This window comes from Pseudomonas sp. MF6755 (assembly GCF_016405635.1).
Lineage (GTDB): Bacteria > Pseudomonadota > Gammaproteobacteria > Pseudomonadales > Pseudomonadaceae > Aquipseudomonas > Aquipseudomonas haemolytica.
Map to the genome: position 1 here is coordinate 180157 of NZ_JAEKDA010000007.1, position 17696 is coordinate 197852.

The 17696-nt window shown below is 60.3% G+C and carries 15 protein-coding genes; 3 read left to right on the plus strand and 12 right to left on the minus strand.

The genetic code is table 11. From position 1 onward, the window contains the following. Positions 1 to 22: 22 nt before the first annotated feature. Positions 23 to 232, plus strand: a complete 210-nt coding sequence (locus tag JFT66_RS11135) for a cold-shock protein (protein ID WP_032891681.1) — start codon at positions 23 to 25, stop codon at positions 230 to 232. A gap of 131 nt (positions 233 to 363) precedes the next feature. On the opposite strand, the gene JFT66_RS11140 is transcribed toward JFT66_RS11135, so the two are convergent. The 4 genes from JFT66_RS11140 to JFT66_RS11155 form a co-directional block, all read right to left on the minus strand. Next, entirely contained in the window at positions 364 to 741 is a 378-nt protein-coding gene (locus JFT66_RS11140; protein WP_034118438.1) for a hypothetical protein, read from the minus strand. A 54-nt stretch (positions 742 to 795) separates the two neighbouring features. Then, positions 796 to 1605, minus strand: coding sequence for a putative RNA methyltransferase (locus JFT66_RS11145; protein WP_198859267.1), 810 nt, complete (start codon positions 1603 to 1605; stop codon positions 796 to 798). Continuing rightward, positions 1605 to 2756, minus strand: coding sequence for a succinyl-diaminopimelate desuccinylase (dapE, locus tag JFT66_RS11150; protein ID WP_034118440.1), 1152 nt, complete (start codon positions 2754 to 2756; stop codon positions 1605 to 1607). Before dapE ends, JFT66_RS11145 begins: the two co-directional genes overlap by 1 nt. Positions 2757 to 2913: 157 nt before the next feature. Then, positions 2914 to 5505, minus strand: a complete 2592-nt coding sequence (locus JFT66_RS11155; protein ID WP_034118441.1) for a glycosyltransferase — start codon at positions 5503 to 5505, stop codon at positions 2914 to 2916. A gap of 219 nt (positions 5506 to 5724) precedes the next feature. On the opposite strand from JFT66_RS11155, the gene tcdA reads away from it, so the two are divergent. After that, on the plus strand, positions 5725 to 6534 hold the full coding sequence (gene tcdA, locus JFT66_RS11160; RefSeq protein WP_046036662.1) for a tRNA cyclic N6-threonylcarbamoyladenosine(37) synthase TcdA: 810 nt from the start codon (positions 5725 to 5727) through the stop codon (positions 6532 to 6534). Positions 6535 to 6651: 117 nt separating this feature from the next. Here tcdA and JFT66_RS11165 read toward each other — a convergent pair whose 3' ends face one another. From JFT66_RS11165 to JFT66_RS11180, 4 genes are all read right to left on the minus strand, one after another. Next, positions 6652 to 7065, minus strand: a complete 414-nt coding sequence (locus JFT66_RS11165) for a SufE family protein (RefSeq protein ID WP_198859268.1) — start codon at positions 7063 to 7065, stop codon at positions 6652 to 6654. After that, positions 7062 to 8267, minus strand: coding sequence for an aminotransferase class V-fold PLP-dependent enzyme (locus tag JFT66_RS11170; protein ID WP_034118444.1), 1206 nt, complete (start codon positions 8265 to 8267; stop codon positions 7062 to 7064). Before JFT66_RS11170 ends, JFT66_RS11165 begins: the two co-directional genes overlap by 4 nt. A gap of 67 nt (positions 8268 to 8334) precedes the next feature. Continuing rightward, complete coding sequence (gene dapD / locus JFT66_RS11175; RefSeq protein ID WP_034118445.1) at positions 8335 to 9369, minus strand: 2,3,4,5-tetrahydropyridine-2,6-dicarboxylate N-succinyltransferase; 1035 nt, start codon at positions 9367 to 9369, stop codon at positions 8335 to 8337. A gap of 31 nt (positions 9370 to 9400) precedes the next feature. After that, positions 9401 to 9763, minus strand: coding sequence for an ArsC family reductase (locus JFT66_RS11180; RefSeq protein WP_017529704.1), 363 nt, complete (start codon positions 9761 to 9763; stop codon positions 9401 to 9403). Positions 9764 to 9977: 214 nt separating this feature from the next. Here JFT66_RS11180 and JFT66_RS11185 point away from each other — a divergent pair, with 214 nt between their 5' ends. Further along, entirely contained in the window at positions 9978 to 11621 is a 1644-nt protein-coding gene (locus JFT66_RS11185; RefSeq protein WP_034118446.1) for a Na+/H+ antiporter, read from the plus strand. On the opposite strand, the gene JFT66_RS11190 is transcribed toward JFT66_RS11185, so the two are convergent. The 4 genes from JFT66_RS11190 to map all read right to left on the minus strand — a co-directional run bounded on the left by JFT66_RS11190 (position 11614) and on the right by map (position 17439). After that, entirely contained in the window at positions 11614 to 12387 is a 774-nt protein-coding gene (locus tag JFT66_RS11190; protein ID WP_198859269.1) for a M12 family metallopeptidase, read from the minus strand. The genes JFT66_RS11185 and JFT66_RS11190 overlap by 8 nt on opposite strands. A 126-nt stretch (positions 12388 to 12513) precedes the next feature. Next, positions 12514 to 13713 carry a succinyldiaminopimelate transaminase gene (dapC, locus tag JFT66_RS11195; protein ID WP_153870358.1) on the minus strand — a complete coding sequence of 400 codons (1200 nt, stop codon included), beginning with the start codon at positions 13711 to 13713 and terminating at the stop codon, positions 12514 to 12516. Positions 13714 to 13889: 176 nt separating this feature from the next. Beyond that, complete coding sequence (locus JFT66_RS11200) at positions 13890 to 16592, minus strand: [protein-PII] uridylyltransferase (protein WP_198859270.1); 2703 nt, start codon at positions 16590 to 16592, stop codon at positions 13890 to 13892. A gap of 64 nt (positions 16593 to 16656) precedes the next feature. Next, positions 16657 to 17439, minus strand: a complete 783-nt coding sequence (gene map, locus JFT66_RS11205) for a type I methionyl aminopeptidase (RefSeq protein WP_034118449.1) — start codon at positions 17437 to 17439, stop codon at positions 16657 to 16659. Positions 17440 to 17696 lie beyond the last annotated feature (257 nt).

Below are 17696 nucleotides of genomic sequence, written 5' to 3' on the forward strand. Positions count from 1 at the left end.
AAAAACCAGTGGGAGTGAACTGATGGCAACGCGCGAAACCGGCAATGTGAAGTGGTTCAACGATGCAAAGGGCTACGGCTTTATCCAGCGTGAAGACGGCAAGGATGTGTTTGTGCACTACCGCGCCATTCGCGGTGACGGCCACCGCTCGCTGGCCGAGGGTCAGCAGGTGGAATACGCCGTGGTGACGGGCGAGAAGGGGTTGCAGGCGGAGGATGTGGTCGGTTTGTAAGTTCAGCACTGAACCCATGTGGTAGGGGGCTTGCTCCCGATGGCGGAGTATCAGGCAATGTATTCAGTGCCTGACACAACGCTATCGGGAGCAAGCCCCCTCCCACATTTGATTGGGTTCGCAATTCAGGATCAGGCAGTTTTCCAGGTGATCTGCTCTTCACCGTCTTCACTGATGCGAATCCAGGTGTCAGCACTTTCCTCACCTTCTTCCTCAACCCACGTCCCCGGCGCGCAGCGCACTTCGACGTTCAGCGCGGCAAACGCGGCGCGGGCGCAGGCGATGTCGTCTTCCCACGGGGTCTGGTCGCTGTCCAGGAACAGGCTGTTCCACTTGCCGACGGCTTTCGGCAGCCAGGTAACCGGCACGCTGCCAGCCTTGCACTTGTAGGTCTGGCCTTGCTGGACCCAGTCAGTGCATTGGCCCAGGGCGGCGCCCAGCCAGGCGGCGATGGCCTTGTAGTCGACGTCGGCGTCTTTCAGGTAAATCTCAATATCGGGTTGGCGCATGGATGTTCCTCGTTGCGGGATTCGAAAATCCATTCGCGGATGCTTGAAAGTCAGTTATTGAAGCACGAAATAATCGTAGCGCATCGACACCGTGACCTGCAGCGGCTCAGGCGCCTCGATCACCTCGCTACGGCGCTCGGCACTGGCACGCCAGCCGTGGGGCGTCATCGCCAGCAGGTTGGCGCGGTCCTTGGGGTCGGCCAGGCTCAGGGTGAATTCCAGGGTTTCACTGTGCGCAAGGCTCATGCCGTCCGGCACCAGGGCCAGGTGTTTGTCGTCGGTGTACTCGCGTACTTCGTCGTACAGGCGCTCGCGCAGCTCCATCAGGTGGCCGCTGGTCGGGCCGACCTTCATCAAGCCGCCGCCGGGGCTGAGCAGGCGCTTGGCCTCTTGCCAGTCCAACGGGCTGAACACGCTCGCGAGGAACTGGCAACTGGCATCGGCCAATGGCACGCGGGCCATGCTGGCAATCAACCAGGTCAGCGCCGGGTTGCGCTTGCATGCGCGCTTGACGGCCTCCTTGGAGATATCCAGGGCATAACCATCGGCCTGGGGCAGGGCGTCGGCGATTTGCGCGGTGTAGTAACCCTCGCCACAACCGATGTCCATCCAGCGCTGCGGTGCGCGTTCGCCAGCCAGTTCGGCCAGGCGCTTGGCTACCGGCGCATAGTGCCCGGCGTTGAGAAAGTCGCGGCGCGCCTCGACCATGGCCAGGTTGTCGCCAGGGTCGCGGCTGTTCTTGTGCTGCACCGGCAACAGGTTCAGGTAACCCTGGCGCGCGCGGTCGAAACGGTGCCCGACCGGGCACGCCACGCCATTGTCCACCGCGTTCAGCGGTGCGCTGCAAATGGGGCAGGCAAGCATCAGGCGAGCAACTTGATCAGGGTCTGGTAATAGATTTCGGTCAACACATCGAGGTCGCTGGCCAGGATGCGCTCGTTGACCTGGTGGATCGTCGCATTGACCGGGCCCAGTTCGACCACTTGTGTGCCCAACGTGGCGATGAAGCGCCCATCGGAGGTACCGCCGCTGGTAGACGCCTTGGTCTCACGCCCGGTGATTGCCTTGATGCTGGCCGACACCGCATCCAGCAGAGCACCCGGCTCGGTGAGGAACGGCAAGCCCGACAGTGCCCACTCCACATGCCAATCCAGGCCATGTTTATCCAGGATTGCCGCAACCCGCTGTTGCAGGCCCTCGACGGTGGACTCGGTGGAGAAGCGGAAGTTGAACACCGCCGTCAGGTCACCGGGGATCACGTTGGTGGCGCCGGTACCGGAATTGAGGTTGGAGATCTGGAAACTGGTCGGCGGGAAGAAGGCGTTGCCGTCATCCCAATGCTCGGCGGCCAGTTCGGCCAGGGCCGGTGCGGCCAGGTGGATCGGGTTTTTCGCCAGGTGCGGGTAGGCCACGTGGCCCTGCACACCACGCACGGTCAAGGTGGCGCCGAGGGAGCCGCGACGGCCGTTCTTGACCACGTCGCCCACCAGAGTCGTGCTCGATGGTTCGCCGACGATGCACCAGTCCAGGCGTTCCTTGCGCGCGGCCAGGCGTTCGATCACCGCCTTGGTGCCGTGGTGCGCCGGGCCTTCTTCGTCGCTGGTGATCAGGAAGGCGACCGAACCCTTGTGGTCCGGGTAGTCGCTGACGAAGCGTTCCGCGGCCACCAGCATCGCCGCCAGGCTGCCTTTCATGTCTGCCGCACCGCGGCCGCAGAGCATGCCGTTTTCATCGATCAACGCATCGAACGGGTCGTTCTGCCAGGCCTGCACCGGGCCGGTGGGTACCACATCGGTGTGACCCGCGAAGCACAGCACCGGGCCTTCGTGCTTGCCGTGGGTGGCCCAGAAATTGTCCACATCGAAGATGCGCATAGGTTCCAGCGCAAAACCGGCGTCGCCCAGGCGCTGCATCATCAGCTTCTGGCAATCGGCGTCGACCGGCGTCACTGAGGGGCGACGGATCAGGTCGATAGCGAGTTGAAGGGTCGGCGAAAGGTCGGCGTGGGCCGTCATGGGAAAACTCCGGAAAGCGTGTGGTAGGCGCAGGACGAATATGAAACACAAAACAATTCAATGTGGGAGCTGGGCTTGCGCCAAGTGTCATAAAACGGCCGTTATCTTATAGCAAAACGGCGGCCAGAGGCCGCCGTTTAGTGCATTGCGCAAGTTTTTACACCGTAGTGACAGGCTCCGCCTTCGCTACCGGTTTGGGCAGCGACGACAGGAACGCCATGATCAGCGCAGCCACGTACGGCAGCGATTGCACCAGCAGCATCACCACCCAGAAGCGTATGTCATTGCTAGGCAGGCCCTGTACCAGGTAGATCCCCAGCGCCGCGCCCCACAACAGCAGCATGATGAACATTTCTTCGCGGGCTTCGGAGATCGCCACCCAGAAGCCGTGGTTATCCGCATTTTTCGGTGTACGAAAGAACGGAATACTGGTGGTGAAGAAGCCATACAACACCGCTTTGGCGATGGTGTGGGACAACGCCAGCCCCGCCAGGGCCGCACAGAACGCATCTTTCAAGTTCACGCCTACCGCGCGACGGTAGAGGAAGATGATTTTGCCGACCTTGAACACAAACAACGCCAAGGGTGGGATGGCGAAAATCAGCAACGGTGGGTCGACCCGGGTCGGCACGATGATCATCGCTGCGGACCACAACAGGGCACCGACGGTGAAGAAAATGTTCATGCCATCCGCCACCCACGGCAACCAGCCGGCGAGGAAGTGGTAACGCTGGCCACGGGTCAGCTCGGTGTCCTTGCCACGTATCAGGCTGGCGGTGTGACGCTTGATGATCTGGATAGCGCCATAGGCCCAGCGGAAACGCTGCTTCTTGAAGTCGATAAAGGTATCGGGCATCAAGCCCTTACCGTAGCTGTCGTGGTAATACGCCGCCGACAGGCCTTTCTCGAACACGCGCAGGCCCAGTTCGGCGTCTTCACAGATGCACCAGTCAGCCCAGCCGAGTTCTTCGAGCACCGAACGACGGGTCATGGTCATGGTGCCGTGCTGGATGATCGCGTCACGGTCGTTGCGGGTGACCATGCCGATATGGAAGAAGCCTTTGTATTCGGCATAGCAGAGCTTCTTGAAGGTGCTTTCGTTCTGGTCGCGATAATCCTGGGGCGACTGCACCACGGCGATTTTCGGGTCGGCGAAGTGCGGCACCATGTGCTTGAGCCAGTTCGGCGATACGCAGTAGTCCGAGTCGATCACCGCGATCACTTCGGCATCCTTGGCGGTGTGCGGGATCAGGTAGTTCAACGCGCCGCCCTTGAAGCCAGCCAGGGGCGCGACGTGGAAGAACTTGAAGCGCGGGCCCAGGGTCTCGCAGTAATCACGCACCGGTTCCCACACTGCCGGGTCCTTGGTGTTGTTGTCGATGATCAGGACTTCGTAGTCCGGGTAATCGAGGGCGGCCAGGGCGTCGAGGGTCTGTTTGACCATCTCTGGCGGCTCGTTGTAGCACGGCACATGGATCGACACTTTCGGGCGGTAGTCCGAGTCGCCTTCCACCGGCAGGAATTCACGCCGGCGCTTGTGAGTCCACACCGCTTCTGCCAGTTCGTGGGCTTCAGTCAGCAAGACGATAAACACGCCAAGGGCGCCGAGTGCCAGCAAGATACCGACGGTCACGCTGAACCATGTGCTGTATTGCTGGCTGTAGTCGTAGCCGATCCAGACCAGCACCGACCCACACAGAAATGCAATAAACGTCAGGAAGGTACGGCCGCGCTGGCGCAGGGCCGAGCCGTCGATCATCAACAGGGTCAGGGACAGCAGCGCAAGCACCACCGAACCAATGGCCAGCACCCGCCACTGCGGGATCGCCACCACCGGTCCTTCAAAGTTGAATTTCTGCTGGCGTGCGGCGTTGAACACCCCCCAATACGCGCCCGCCGAGCCTTCGTCGCTGACCTTCCACGGCTGGTCAAAGGCTTCGATCACGAAGTAGTTGTAACCCTGGCGGTTGAGCTTGTTCACTAGCGTACGCAGGTAAATCGCCTGGTCTGCCGGGGATGATTCATTACCACCGCGCATACGGCCGTTGCTCGGCCAGCCAACTTCCGACAGCAGCAGCGGCTTCTTCGGGAACGCTTTCTTCAGTTCTTTGGCGCGGTCGATTACGTACTGGCCGGCCTTGTCCATGGGAATGAATTCCCAGAACGGCAGGATGTGCGCGGCGATCAGGTCGACGTGATTGGCCAGTTGCGGGTTGTGCTCCCAGATGTGCCATTGCTCGGAGGTGGTCACCGGCACTTTCACGGCGGCGCGTACGCGGTCGAGCAGTACGATCAGGTCTTCGGGGGTGATTTCTTCACGGAACAACGCTTCGTTGCCGACCACTACACGCACAACGCTGCGGGAGTTGTTGGCAATCTCGATGGCGCGCTGGATTTCCCGCTCGTTGCGCTCCAGGTCCGGGCTGATCCAGATCCCCAGCGTCACGCGCAGACCGAATTCTTCGGCCAGCTTGGGGATATCGCCCAGGGTACCGTCGACCGAGTAGGTACGGATGTTGTCCGTCAGCTTGCTCATGATCGCCAGGTCCTGACGCATCTGCTCGTCAGTCGGGAACTGGTTTTTCTGCGGGTACTGGCCTTGCTGGAACGGCGAGTAGGAAAAACCGGAGATCTGTTCAGGCCAGTTGGGGGTCGTGACCGGGCGGTTGATCAGCGCCCAGAAGCCGGTGAACAGCGCGGCAATTGCCAGCACTACTACCAGGTTGAGTCCAAATTTACGCGATGACATAGCTATTTCGGGTTCCAAAAGGTGTGGAACGAAAAGAGGTGCCGGCCTACGCCGAACGGCGCGCATCCTACACTGGCCTTTCACTGAGCGTACAGCAAGCCGAGAAAAACCCGACTTTGGGCAGTGCAACTCGTCGTAAGTTCTCTTACTTGTAGCTTGTAGCTTAAAACTTGTCGCTGCGTAGTCCTATAATGCGCGCCGGTTTTTGGGGTAATGATCATGAGTACAGAAGATCCGCGGTTTGCAGGCGTCGCCCGCTTGTACGGCATTGAAGGCCTGGAGCGCTTGAAGGCGGCCCATGTGGCAATTGTCGGCGTCGGTGGCGTGGGCTCCTGGGCGGCGGAAGCAATGGCCCGTTGCGGGGTGGGCGAGATTTCGCTGTTTGACCTGGACGATGTCTGCGTCAGCAACAGCAACCGCCAGTTGCACGCGCTGGACAGCACCGTGGGCAAGCCCAAGGTCGAAGTGATGGCCGAGCGCCTGCGCGCGATCAACCCCGATTGCACAGTGCATGCAGTGGCGGACTTCGTCACCCGCGACACCATGGCCGAGTACATCACCCCGAACATCGATTGCGTGATCGACTGCATCGACGCGGTCAACGCCAAGGCGGCGCTGATTGCCTGGTGCAAGCGCCGCAAGATCCAGATCATCACCACCGGCGGCGCCGGCGGGCAGATTGACCCGACGCTGATCCAGGTCTGCGACCTGAACCGCACCTTCAATGACCCGCTGGCCTCGAAAGTGCGCTCCACACTGCGGCGTGACTACGGCTTCTCGCGCACGGTGACCCGCCATTACAGCGTGCCCTGCGTGTTTTCAACCGAGCAACTGCGCTACCCCAAGCCCGATGGCAGCATTTGTTTGCAGAAGAGTTTTGTCGGCGATGGGGTGAAGCTTGACTGTGCGGGAGGGTTTGGCGCAGTGATGATGGTGACCGCCACGTTCGGCATGGTGGCGGCGACCAAGGCGGTGGACAAGATTGTGGCTGGAGTGCGCAGGCCTTCGGAGCGGGTCAAGCCCACCTAGATCCCACTGCCGAACACAGATCCAAGTGTGGGAGGGGGCTTGCTCCCGATTACGGTGTGTCAGTCGGCTTATTCAGTGACTGACACTCTGCAATCGGGAGCAAGCCCCCTCCCACATTTAGTTGTGTGTACGGCTTAGTTCGCGCATGCGCTGCAGGACTGCATTCAGGCCATTGCTGCGTGACGGGGAGAGTTGGCGGGACAGCCCCAACTGTGCAAACCAGTCAGGCAGGTCAACCGCCTGCAACTCAGCCGCCGACAACCCGTTGACCCGCGCCAACAACAGCGCTACCAACCCACGAATCATCCGCGCCTCGCTGCTGGCGGCGAACTGCCAATGACCGTCCTGCAAGCGCCCCACCAACCACACCAGGCTTTCGCAGCCTTGTACCAGGTTGGCGTCGACCTTTTCGTCATCCGCCAAGACGGGCAGCCGCTCGCCCCATTGCATCAGCAGGCGGGCGCGCTGTTCCCAGCTGGAGACGGCCTGAAATGCTTCCAGTGCCGCCACTGCGTCAACTGGCAAGCTCATCGCAACATGTCCAGCGCCTGGTCCAACGCTTCAAAAAAGCGCTCCAGGTCATCGGAATCGTTGTACAGCGCCAGGGACACGCGAATCGCCCCGGATAAGTGCATCGCCTTGAGCAGTGGCATCGCGCAATGGTGCCCGGCCCGCACGGCAATGCCTTGTTCGGTCAACAGGTGGGCCAGGTCGGCATTGTGCACGCCGTCCACCACGAAGCTGACCAATGCCACTTGCGGCGAGCCGAGTACGCGTACGCCATTGCGTGCTTTCAGCCCACGCAACAGGTAGTCGTGCAGCGCCGCTTCATGGGCGATGACGGCGGGTTGATCCAGTGAATTCAGGTAGTCCAGGGTCGCGCCCAGACCGATGACGCTGGCAATCGGCGGAGTGCCGGCTTCGAAGCCCAGGGGCGCGGGGCGGAAACTGGCGCTCTGGTAATCCGCCTGTTGCACCATCTCTCCGCCGAACTGCCAGTGGCGCAGGTGATGCAGCATCTCGTTGCGCCCATACAGCACGCCGACGCCGTCCGGGCCGTAGAGTTTATGGCTGGAAAATACATAGAAGTCGCAGCCCAGGGCCTGTACGTCATGGCGGCCATGCACGATGCCCTGGGCGCCATCCACCACAGTGAGGGCGCCATGTGCCTGGGCCATTGCCAGCAAGGCTTCCAGCGGCTGCCAGGCGCCGAGCACATTGGACAACTGGCTCACAGCCAACAGGCGCGTGCGCGGGCCGATCAAGGTGGCCGCAGCTTCAAGATCGATCACACCGTCATCGCCCAAGGGCAATACCACCAGCGAGAGCGCGCGGCGTTTGGCCAGTTGCTGCCAGGGCAGCAGGTTGGCGTGGTGTTCCAGGGCGCTGATGGCAATCTCATCGCCCGCATTGAATAAGTGTTCCAGGCCGTAGGCCAGGAGGTTCAGCGCAGAGGTAGCGCCATGGGTAAACACGATCTGCCCGTTATCACCTGCGTTCAACCACTGCGCGACCTTGCTGCGACTATCTTCAAAGGCCTGGGTCGCATGGGCCCCGGGCAAATGCTGGGCGCGGTGCACATTGGCTGCGCCATTGGCGTAGTAATGGCTGATGGCATCCAACAGGGCTTGGGGTTTTTGCGTGGTGGCGGCGTTGTCCAGATAGGTCTGGTCCTGCCGTTGCAGGGTGGCGATGGCCGGGAAATCGGCGCGCCAGGGGGAGGGCACAAGCATGGTGATCAAGACTCGTATAAGCGAGCCGCCCCGAAGGCGCGGCCCGCTAGTGGCATCGAGTGGCTGCTTAGTTGTGAGCGTGCAGCGCTTCGTTCAGTTCGATGGCCGATTTGTGGGTTTTGCACTCCACGGCACCGGTCTCGGAGTTACGGCGGAACAGCAGGTCCGGTTGACCCGCCAGCTCGCGTGCCTTGACCACCTTGACCAGTTGGTTCTGTTCGTCGAGCAGGGCAACCTTGGTGCCGGCGGTGATGTACAGGCCCGACTCCACGGTGTTGCGGTCGCCCAATGGAATACCGGTACCGGCGTTGGCACCGATCAGGCAGCCTTCGCCCACCTTGATCACGATATTGCCGCCGCCCGACAGGGTGCCCATGGTGGAGCAACCGCCGCCCAGGTCCGAGCCCTTGCCGACGAATACGCCTGCCGATACACGGCCCTCGATCATGCCCGGGCCTTCGGTGCCGGCGTTGAAGTTGATGAAACCTTCGTGCATCACGGTAGTGCCTTCGCCCACGTAGGCGCCCAGGCGGATACGCGCAGCGTCAGCGATACGCACGCCGGCCGGTACCACGTAGTCGGTCATTTTCGGGAACTTGTCCACCGAGAACACTTCCAGCAACTCGCCACGCAGGCGCGCTTCGAGTTGGCGTTCAGCCAGTTCGGCGATGTCGATGGCGCCCTGGCTGGTCCAGGCCACGTTCGGCAATTGCGGGAACACACCCGCCAAGTTCAGGCCGTGGGGCTTGACCAGACGGTGGGACAGCAGGTGCAGCTTGAGGTAGGCCTCAGGTGTGGAGGTCAGTGCGGCGTCTTCGGCCAACAGTGTGGCAACCAGTGGCGTGTGGCTTTCGGCCAGGCGATTCAGCAGCGCGGCTTGGGTGGCGTCGACGTTCTTGAGTGCATCCGCCAGCTGCAGTGCCTGGCTGATGGTGAACGTGATCGCCTGGTTACCTTCGGTGTAACCGAGGATCGGCGCGACGGCGGCCACGATCTCGGCCGACGGGTTGAGCAACGGTTGTGCGTAAAACACTTCCAGCCAAGCACCTTGGCGGTTCTGAGTGCCGACGCCGAAGCCCAGGCTGAACAGGGAATTGGACATGCTTTTACCTCTACAAAAATGGAAGGCTGGCCTACTTGAGAGCCGCCGAATAACTTTCTGGCTTGAAGCCAATCAGGGTTCTGTCACCGAGATCGAGCACCGGGCGCTTGATCATCGAGGGTTGTGCGAGCATCAATTCAATGGCTTTCGACTGATCGAGATCGGCTTTGCGTTCGTCTTCGAGTTTGCGAAAGGTGGTGCCCGCACGGTTCAAAACCACCTGCCAACCGTGCTCGTTGCACCATTGGGTCAAGTGTTCGCGGTCGATACCGGCCGTTTTGTAGTCATGGAACTCATAGCTCACCGCGTGCTCATCGAGCCAGGTGCGCGCCTTTTTCATGGTGTCGCAGGCTTTGATGCCGAAAAGGTGCAAGGTTTTGCTTGAAGCGGTCAAGGAATTGCCCCCCTTTGGACGAATGAAAAATGAAAGATCACGGATTATGCCACGACCAGCAGGTTTCGGCGCCGCTCGTCAGCATCGTGCGACTTTTGTGCAAAAGCCAGCGCGTAACATAAGCGGATAACATAGCCGGGTAATATGGCACTTCAACGGCAAGTTGTTGCCTCAAGTGTGTCGTTGCAAGTCGATTGTCCGGGAAACCCGCGTTATGCAAACCGCCTACACCGTTCTTATCCTGCTGATGCTGGTCAGCGTTTCGCGCCTTGTCGGGCGAGTCATTCCTCTGCCGCTGCCCTTGGTGCAGATTGCCGCCGGCGCCTTGTTGGCCTGGCCCACGCTGGGGCTGCACGTGGCGTTGGACCCGGAGCTGTTCCTGTTTTTGTTCCTGCCTCCGCTGCTGTTTTCCGATGGTTGGCGCATGCCCAAGCGTGAATTGTGGCAATTGCGCGGGCCAATCCTGACGTTGGCGGTGGGGCTGGTGTTGTTCACCGTAGTGGGCGCCGGCTACTTCATTCATTGGATATTACCGACGATCCCGTTACCGGTCGCCTTCGCCCTGGCAGCGGTTTTATCACCGACGGATGCCGTCGCGGTGTCGGCCATTTCCCAGAATCGTTTGCCCAAGCCGCTGATGCATATGCTTCAGGGCGAGGCGTTGATGAATGACGCGTCGGGCCTGGTGACCTTCAAGTTCGCCCTGGCGGCAGCGTTGACCGGCGTATTTTCCCTGGCGGATGCCAGCCTGACTTTTGTGCTGGTTGCCGTGGGTGGTCTGGCGGTGGGCGTGGCGCTGAGCTGGCTGGTGGGACGTTTGCGCGCCTGGATGATCGCGCGGGGCTGGGATGATCCAGCGACCCATGTGGTACTCATGTTATTGCTGCCCTTTGCTGCCTACGTATTGGCTGAACGCCTGGGCGCGTCGGGCATTCTCTCAGCGGTGGCGGCGGGCATGATGCAAAGCTGGCTCGATCTGTTGCCACGCCAGACCAGTACGCGCTTGCTCAACCGCAGTGTCTGGTCGTTGCTGGAGTTTGCCTTCAATGGCCTGATCTTCCTGCTGCTTGGCCTGCAACTGCCGGACATCATCAAGGCCGTGGTCAGCCATGAAACCACGCTGTGGCCCACCCTGTTGTATCGCTGCCTGGACGTGGTGGCGATCTTTCTGGTGCTGGTGGTATTGCGCTTTATCTGGGTGCAGAGCATCTGGCGACTGTCGGGGCTACTGCGCAGGCTGCGTGGGAAAAACGCGTTGACGCTGGTGCCGACTGCCCGTTCCTGCTGGTTACTGACCGTCGGCGGTGTGCGCGGTGCGGTGACCTTGGCGGGTGTCATGTCGGTGCCTTTGCTGCTGGCGCCGGGGCAGGATTTTCCTGAACGCGATCTACTGATCTTTATCGCGGCCGGCGTGATCTTGTTGTCACTGGTTGCCGCCTGTATCGCGCTGCCGCTGTTGTTGCGGGGCGTTGAAAAGAGCCCGGATGAAAAGCGCCACAACGAGGTGCGAGAGGCGTGGAAAAAGACCGCCGTGGCGGCGATTCATGCGCTTGAGGCCGAAGAGCCTGCCGAAGCTGAAACCCCTGACGCCGCCCAGGCTGCATTGGCTACTGAGCTGAAGGCCCGGCTGATGTCGGAATACCGCCATCAACTGGAGGTCTTCAACGATTCGGCAGAAGCCCAGGCGCTGGCGCTGCAACTGGATCAATTGGAGCGCAAGCTGCGGCTCAAGGCCCTGCGTGCACAGCGGCTGGAGCTTTATCGTTTGAGTCGCCAGCATCAGATCGGCGACGACGTACTTCGCGAAGTATTGGCGGACCTGGATATGAGTGAAGCGAACTTGGGAAGTATCAAGTAGTTTGGGTATTGACCATGGCGCGGATGGCGGTGTCTAACAGTTTTCCCAAGGGTGAATTATCCGCTGGATAAAGTGCCTGCATGAAACGCTTGTCTCCCTCGGACAGGTTTGTATTACGTTCGATAGGCTGGCCGTTGCTCAGTCTGGACACGGGGAAGCCGTAGTGCATGATGGATTTCACATCATAGGGGGAGGTTGTTACTTGATCGCGCGGCAAGGTCTGAATGATCGCGATATCCGCCTCCCATGGAAATCTTCCGCGTAATTCAAACTCTTCGTAAATATTGTTTTTATCGAGTTGCAGGGTTCGGTCGGGATGCTGGTGTTCATGTTTCAAGCCTAACCCATGGCCGAACTCATGCTGGATCTGGGCAGCAACTTCTGTCGGCGAACCGTTGAAGCCAATGCTCATGGTGGGTTTAGCGAGTGGGACGTACTTTGCATCGGTGCCTACCTTCGACCATCCCGAGCTGGCGTTGTTGTCTGCAGTTATCCTGAGGTCACCGTGAGGACCGTCAGTAAACTTGAAGTAGAGGTTGGTATAGGGCGCCCATTGGTTAATGTTGTGTTTTACCAGGTCTTTCTGGTCGTTGGTCATGTTCAATAACGCGATATTCAACACCGCATGTTGAGGCCAGGTTTTTTCCCCAAACGCTACGCCGCGTTTATTTCGGCTCAGCAGTGGAAGTGGTTCTTCGAGAGATTGATCAATGGTGGCGTGCAAAGCCTGGTGCGGTACGAAAAGTGGGGAGGTATTGAATAACATCAATTTTCACCAAAGCGTTCAGGGCAGATGCGCTTAGGTGGGGGGCGGTTGAATTTCTGTTCCTGCTGATGAGTTGCAAGATGCATCTGTAACAGCCGCCCCCACGGGGTGGGAGCGGCATGCCCGTCAAGCGCGGCGCTGGATGAAGTCGCGAATCCGTTCCGCGGCTTCCACGCATTCGGCCAACGGCGCAACCAAGGCCATGCGCACACGCCCCGCGCCAGGGTTGAAACCGTCCACTTCCCGCGACAGGTACGAGCCCGGCACCACGGTCACGTGTTCCTCCACGAACAAGTCCCGGCAGAAGGTGGCATCGTCGCCATTCACGTTCGGCCACAAATAAAAACCACCGTCCGGGCTCTGTACATCCAGCACTGGTTTGAGGATGGCTAGCACTGCGTCGAACTTCTCTCGGTACAGGTCACGGTTGGCTTGTACGTGGGCCTCATCCTGCCAGGCGGCGATGCTGGCAAGTTGGGTTTGTACCGGCATCGCGCAGCCGTGGTAAGTGCGATACAGCAGGAATGCCTTGAGAATATCGGCATCGCCGGCCACGAAGCCGGAGCGCAGGCCCGGCAGATTGGAGCGCTTGGACAGGCTGTGGAATACCACGCAACGCTTGAAGTCCTGGCGGCCCAGTTCGACACAAGCACTGAGCAGGCCGGGCGGTGGGGTTTGCTCATCGAAGTAGAGTTCGCTGTAGCACTCGTCGGCGGCGATCACGAAGTCGTATTCGTCGGCCAGGGCAATGAGTTTTTTCAAAGTGTCGACCGGGATCAGCGCGCCAGTCGGGTTGCCTGGGGAACACAGGAACAGGATCTGGCAACGTTTCCAGATATCTGGCGAGACCGCCTCGAAATCCGGGTTGAAGCCATTGGTATCCAGGCACGGCAGGTAGTGCGGCTTGGCCCCGGCCAGGAACGCAGCGCCTTCGTAGATTTGGTAGAACGGGTTCGGGCTTATCACCAGCGCATCGTCGCTGCGATTGACCACGGTTTGGGTAAAGGCGAACAGGGCTTCGCGGGTGCCGTTGACCGGAAGGATATTGCGCGCCGGGTCCAGCCAGCCCTTGGGTACGTTGAAGCGACGTTCACACCAGGCACCGATGGACTCGCGCAGTGCCGGGATGCCCAGGGTGGTCGGGTACACAGCCATCTGGTCGAGGTTGTCAGCCAGCGCCTTGGCCACGAATGCCGGGGATTTGTGCTTCGGCTCGCCAATGGACAGTGCGATCGGGCGTTTGTCCGGGTTTGGCGTGACGCTGCCGAGCAGGGCGCGCAGTTTCTCGAACGGGTAGGGTTGCAGTTGGTTCAGGGCGTTGTTCATCGCAAATCTCGTCAAATTCGGTTGAAAGCATGCGGTCTGTTAGGCAAAGCAATTCAAATGTAGGAGCGGGCTTGCTCGCGAATGCGGTGCATCAGTCAATGTATGTGTGGCTGACACACTGCTTTCGCGAGCAAGCCCGCTCCCACACAAGCCCACTCCACAGTGAAATCAGGTGTTCATATAGTCAGGCGCGACAGCTCGACGCCGGGCTCCTGGGTCACGCTCAATTGCTGGACGATGGCGTCCTGCAAGCGTCGGCACAGCTCCGGGTCGGACAATGGTTGGTTGTCGGCATCGGTAATAAAGAACACGTCTTCCACCCGCTCGCCGAGGGTCGCAATCTTGGCGTTCTGCAATGACAGATCGAACTCCAGGAATATCCCGCCGATGCGTGCCAGCAGCCCTGGGCGATCCGGCGCGCTGAGCTCCAGCACCGTCACCGGGCGCTGGGCGTCGTTGGAAATGGTCACCTGAGGCGCAAAGGCAAAATGCTTGAGCTGGCGCGGCACCCGGCGCTGGATGATGGTTGGATAGTCGTCCGGGTTGCGCAGGGCTTCGGTCAGGCCTTCGCGGATCTTTTTCACTCGCACGGGGTTGTCGCCAATCGAGTCGCCGTCAGTGTCGAGCACGATGTAGGTGTCGAGGGTGAACTGGCTGCTGGAGGTAATGACCCGGGCGTCGTGGATGTTCAGGTTGAGCTGGTCCATGGCTGCCACGGTCACGGCGAAGAAGTCGTGCTGGTCCGGCGCATAGATGAAGATCTGCGTGCCGCCTTCGAATTCGCGCTGGGTGGTTTCCTTGATCAGCACCAGTGGGCCGCCATCGGCTGGTTGCTGCAGGATCGCGTCGCTGTGCCAGGCCACGTCGCCGGCGGTGTGGCGCAGGAAATAATCGTCACCCAGTTGCGACCAGAGTTGTTCGACGTCGTCCGGGTCGTTGCCGCCGCGCACCAGAATATCCAGGGCCGCGCTTTGGGTGCGGCGGATCTGCTCTTCGCGGTCCACCGGGTTCTCCAGGCCACGACGCAGGGCGCGCTTGGTCTCGGTGTACAACTGGCGCAACAGGCTGGCACGCCAGGAGTTCCACAACGTGGGGTTGGTGGCGTTGATGTCGGAGACGGTCAGCACGTACAGGTAGTCGAGACGGGTTTCATCACCGACGATTCCAGCAAAGTCGTGAATCACCTGCGGGTCAGACAAGTCCTTGCGCTGGGCGGTGGTCGACATCACCAGGTGGTTCTGCACCAGCCAGACAATCAGGCTGCTATCCCACTGGGGCAGCTGATGGCGCTGGCAGAAGGCTTCAGCGTCCACCGCGCCGATTTCCGAGTGATCACCATGCCGGCCCTTGCCGATATCGTGATACAGACCTGCCAGGTAGATCAGCTCAGGCTTGGGCAACCTGGCCATCAACTTACTGGCCAGCGGGAATTTCTCTGACACCTGGGTGTACTGCAATTTACGCAGGTGCTTGATCAGGTTCAGGGTGTGGGCATCGACAGTGTAGATGTGGAACAGGTCGTGTTGCATTTGCCCGACGATGAAGCCGAACTCCGGCAGGTAGCGCCCGAGAATGCCGTAGCGGTTCATGCGCCGCAGGTTGCGATGGATGCCGATGCGGCACTTGAACAGTTCGATAAACAGGCTGGTATTGCGGATATCGTTGCGAAAGGCGTCATCGATCAGATGACGGTTTTCCCGCAGCAGGCGGATAGTGTCGGCGCGCACGCCTTTGATTTCCGGCTGCTGGGCCATTAATACGAAGATTTCCAGCATGGCGAACGGGGTGCGGCGGAACACGTTGTCGTTGCGTGCCTCGATATAGCCGTCGTGCAGTTGGAAGCGCGCATTGATCGGCTGCGGCGGCGCTTCGTCTTCGGGGGCCAGGATCACCTCCTCGAAGTGCTGAATGATCAGGTCGCTGAGCTGGGCAATGCTCATGACCACCCGGTAATACTGCTGCATGAAGCTTTCGATGCTGGTCTTCGCATCTTCACCCTCGAAACCCAGCAGGGTGGCGATGGAGCGCTGGTGATCGAACAGCAGGCGGTCTTCGGAGCGCCCGGCGAGCATGTGCAGGGCGTAGCGTACCTTCCACAGGAACTCCTGGGACGAGGCCAGCAGGGCGTTTTCGCTCTCTACGAGGAAGCCTTCACCGGCCAGGGCGCGCAGGTTCAACGTGCCGTATTGGCGGCGCGCCACCCACAAAATCGTCTGGATATCCCGCAACCCGCCAGGGGAGCCTTTGACGTTGGGTTCCAGGTTGTATTCGGTGTCGTTGTACTTGTGGTGTCGCGCCTTCTGTTCGGCGCGCTTGGCCAGGAAAAAATCCTTGCTCGGCCACATGTGTGCGGTGCTGGTGACCTCAAGCATGCGCTGGCGCAGGCGCTCGGGGCCGGCGATGGTACGGCTTTCCATCAGGTTGGTGATGACCGTCAGGTCGGCGCGGGCCTCTTCGGCGCATTCGTCTACCGAGCGTACGCTTTGGCCGACTTCCAGGCCGATGTCCCACAGCAGCGTTAGAAAGCGCTCGATGGAATCGCGAAAGATCTCATGGTCGGCGCCGCCCAGCAGTATCAGCAGGTCGATGTCGGAGTAAGGGTGCAGTTCGCCGCGACCGTAGCCGCCGACGGCCACCAGGGCGATATCGGCGTCTGCACTCCAGCTGAACTGTTCCCAGGCCTTTTGCAGGATGTTATCGACGAACCAGGCACGGTCCTCGATCAGGCGACGGATGTCCCGGCCACTGCGAAACCGCGCGTCGAGCACCTCGCGGGCTTGGCGGATGGCCTTCTTGAAAGCGGCGATGGGGCTCGCTTTCAGTGCCAACTCGGCCTGGAACTGGCCACGGTCGAAGAGTTCGGGATCCACCTGGGGCATCGATCGGCTTTCCTTTTTATCTAATAGTCAGACACAACACAATTTGGGAAAACCAGCACAGCTTTTACGCAGAGACGCGCGGGATCGTGTCGTCGGCGCGCAGGGTGAAGATCTCGTAGCCTGTCTCGGTGACCAGCAGGGTGTGTTCCCACTGGGCCGAAAGCTTGCGGTCCTTGGTGATGGCGGTCCAGCCGTCGCCCAGTACCTTGGTGTCGGCCTTGCCCTGGTTGATCATCGGCTCGATGGTGAAGGTCATGCCGGCCTTGAGTTCCATGCCGGTACCGGCCTTGCCGTAGTGCAGGATCTGCGGTTCTTCGTGAAACACCTTGCCGATGCCGTGGCCGCAGAACTCGCGCACCACCGAGAAGCCGTTCTTTTCAGCGTGCTTCTGGATCACTTCACCGATGTCACCCAGGCGGCAGCCGGGCTTGACGATCTCGATGGCCTTGTACATGCATTCCTGGGTGACCTGGGAGAGGCGCTCGGCCCAGACCGGCACGTTGCCGACGTGGAACATGCGGCTGGTGTCGCCGTGATAACCATCCTTGATCACAGTGACGTCGATATTCAGGGTGTCGCCGTCTTTCAGTGGCTTGTCACCCGGAATCCCGTGGCAGACCACGTGGTTGATCGACGTGCAGATCGACTTGGGGAAGCCTTTGTAGTTCAGGGGGGCAGGGATGGCTTTTTGCACGTCGACGATATAGTCGTGGCAGATACGGTCCAGTGCTTCGGTGGTGACACCTGGCTTGACGTGTTCGGCAATCATTTCCAGCACGTCGGCAGCCAGTTTGCCGGCAACGCGCATGCCTGCGATGTCTTCGGCGGTTTTCAAGGTAACGGTCATACAGGCTCTCTCTAGCGCGACGCGCTGAAATCAATACGGTTCACGGGGGCGCGACAAAGGGTTACAAAATTCGCGCAAGTCCCAAAAAACGCGATTCTAACAGACGATGGCGTCAAATCATGAGCGTCTGGTAATCGCTTCTCTCTATAAGGTAGAGGCATGTTGGCTCTATTCAAGGGCTCAGGCAAAGGCGGCGGGCGGCAAATGTGATTGCGGGTTTCGTTTTTGTCGATGCTGTGGTATAAAATGCGCCGCTT

Bases quoted from the DNA above. Each gene is read 5' to 3' on its own strand.
- JFT66_RS11135 (WP_032891681.1), top strand. From the start codon at position 23: ATGGCAACGCGCGAAACCGGCAATGTGAAGTGGTTCAACGATGCAAAG.
- JFT66_RS11140 (WP_034118438.1), bottom strand. From the start codon at position 741: ATGCGCCAACCCGATATTGAGATTTACCTGAAAGACGCCGACGTCGAC.
- JFT66_RS11145 (WP_198859267.1), bottom strand. From the start codon at position 1,605: ATGCTTGCCTGCCCCATTTGCAGCGCACCGCTGAACGCGGTGGACAAT.
- dapE (WP_034118440.1), bottom strand. From the start codon at position 2,756: ATGACGGCCCACGCCGACCTTTCGCCGACCCTTCAACTCGCTATCGAC.
- JFT66_RS11155 (WP_034118441.1), bottom strand. From the start codon at position 5,505: ATGTCATCGCGTAAATTTGGACTCAACCTGGTAGTAGTGCTGGCAATT.
- tcdA (WP_046036662.1), top strand. From the start codon at position 5,725: ATGAGTACAGAAGATCCGCGGTTTGCAGGCGTCGCCCGCTTGTACGGC.
- JFT66_RS11165 (WP_198859268.1), bottom strand. From the start codon at position 7,065: ATGAGCTTGCCAGTTGACGCAGTGGCGGCACTGGAAGCATTTCAGGCC.
- JFT66_RS11170 (WP_034118444.1), bottom strand. From the start codon at position 8,267: ATGCTTGTGCCCTCCCCCTGGCGCGCCGATTTCCCGGCCATCGCCACC.
- dapD (WP_034118445.1), bottom strand. From the start codon at position 9,369: ATGTCCAATTCCCTGTTCAGCCTGGGCTTCGGCGTCGGCACTCAGAAC.
- JFT66_RS11185 (WP_034118446.1), top strand. From the start codon at position 9,978: ATGCAAACCGCCTACACCGTTCTTATCCTGCTGATGCTGGTCAGCGTT.
- JFT66_RS11190 (WP_198859269.1), bottom strand. From the start codon at position 12,387: ATGTTATTCAATACCTCCCCACTTTTCGTACCGCACCAGGCTTTGCAC.
- dapC (WP_153870358.1), bottom strand. From the start codon at position 13,713: ATGAACAACGCCCTGAACCAACTGCAACCCTACCCGTTCGAGAAACTG.
- JFT66_RS11200 (WP_198859270.1), bottom strand. From the start codon at position 16,592: ATGCCCCAGGTGGATCCCGAACTCTTCGACCGTGGCCAGTTCCAGGCC.
- map (WP_034118449.1), bottom strand. From the start codon at position 17,439: ATGACCGTTACCTTGAAAACCGCCGAAGACATCGCAGGCATGCGCGTT.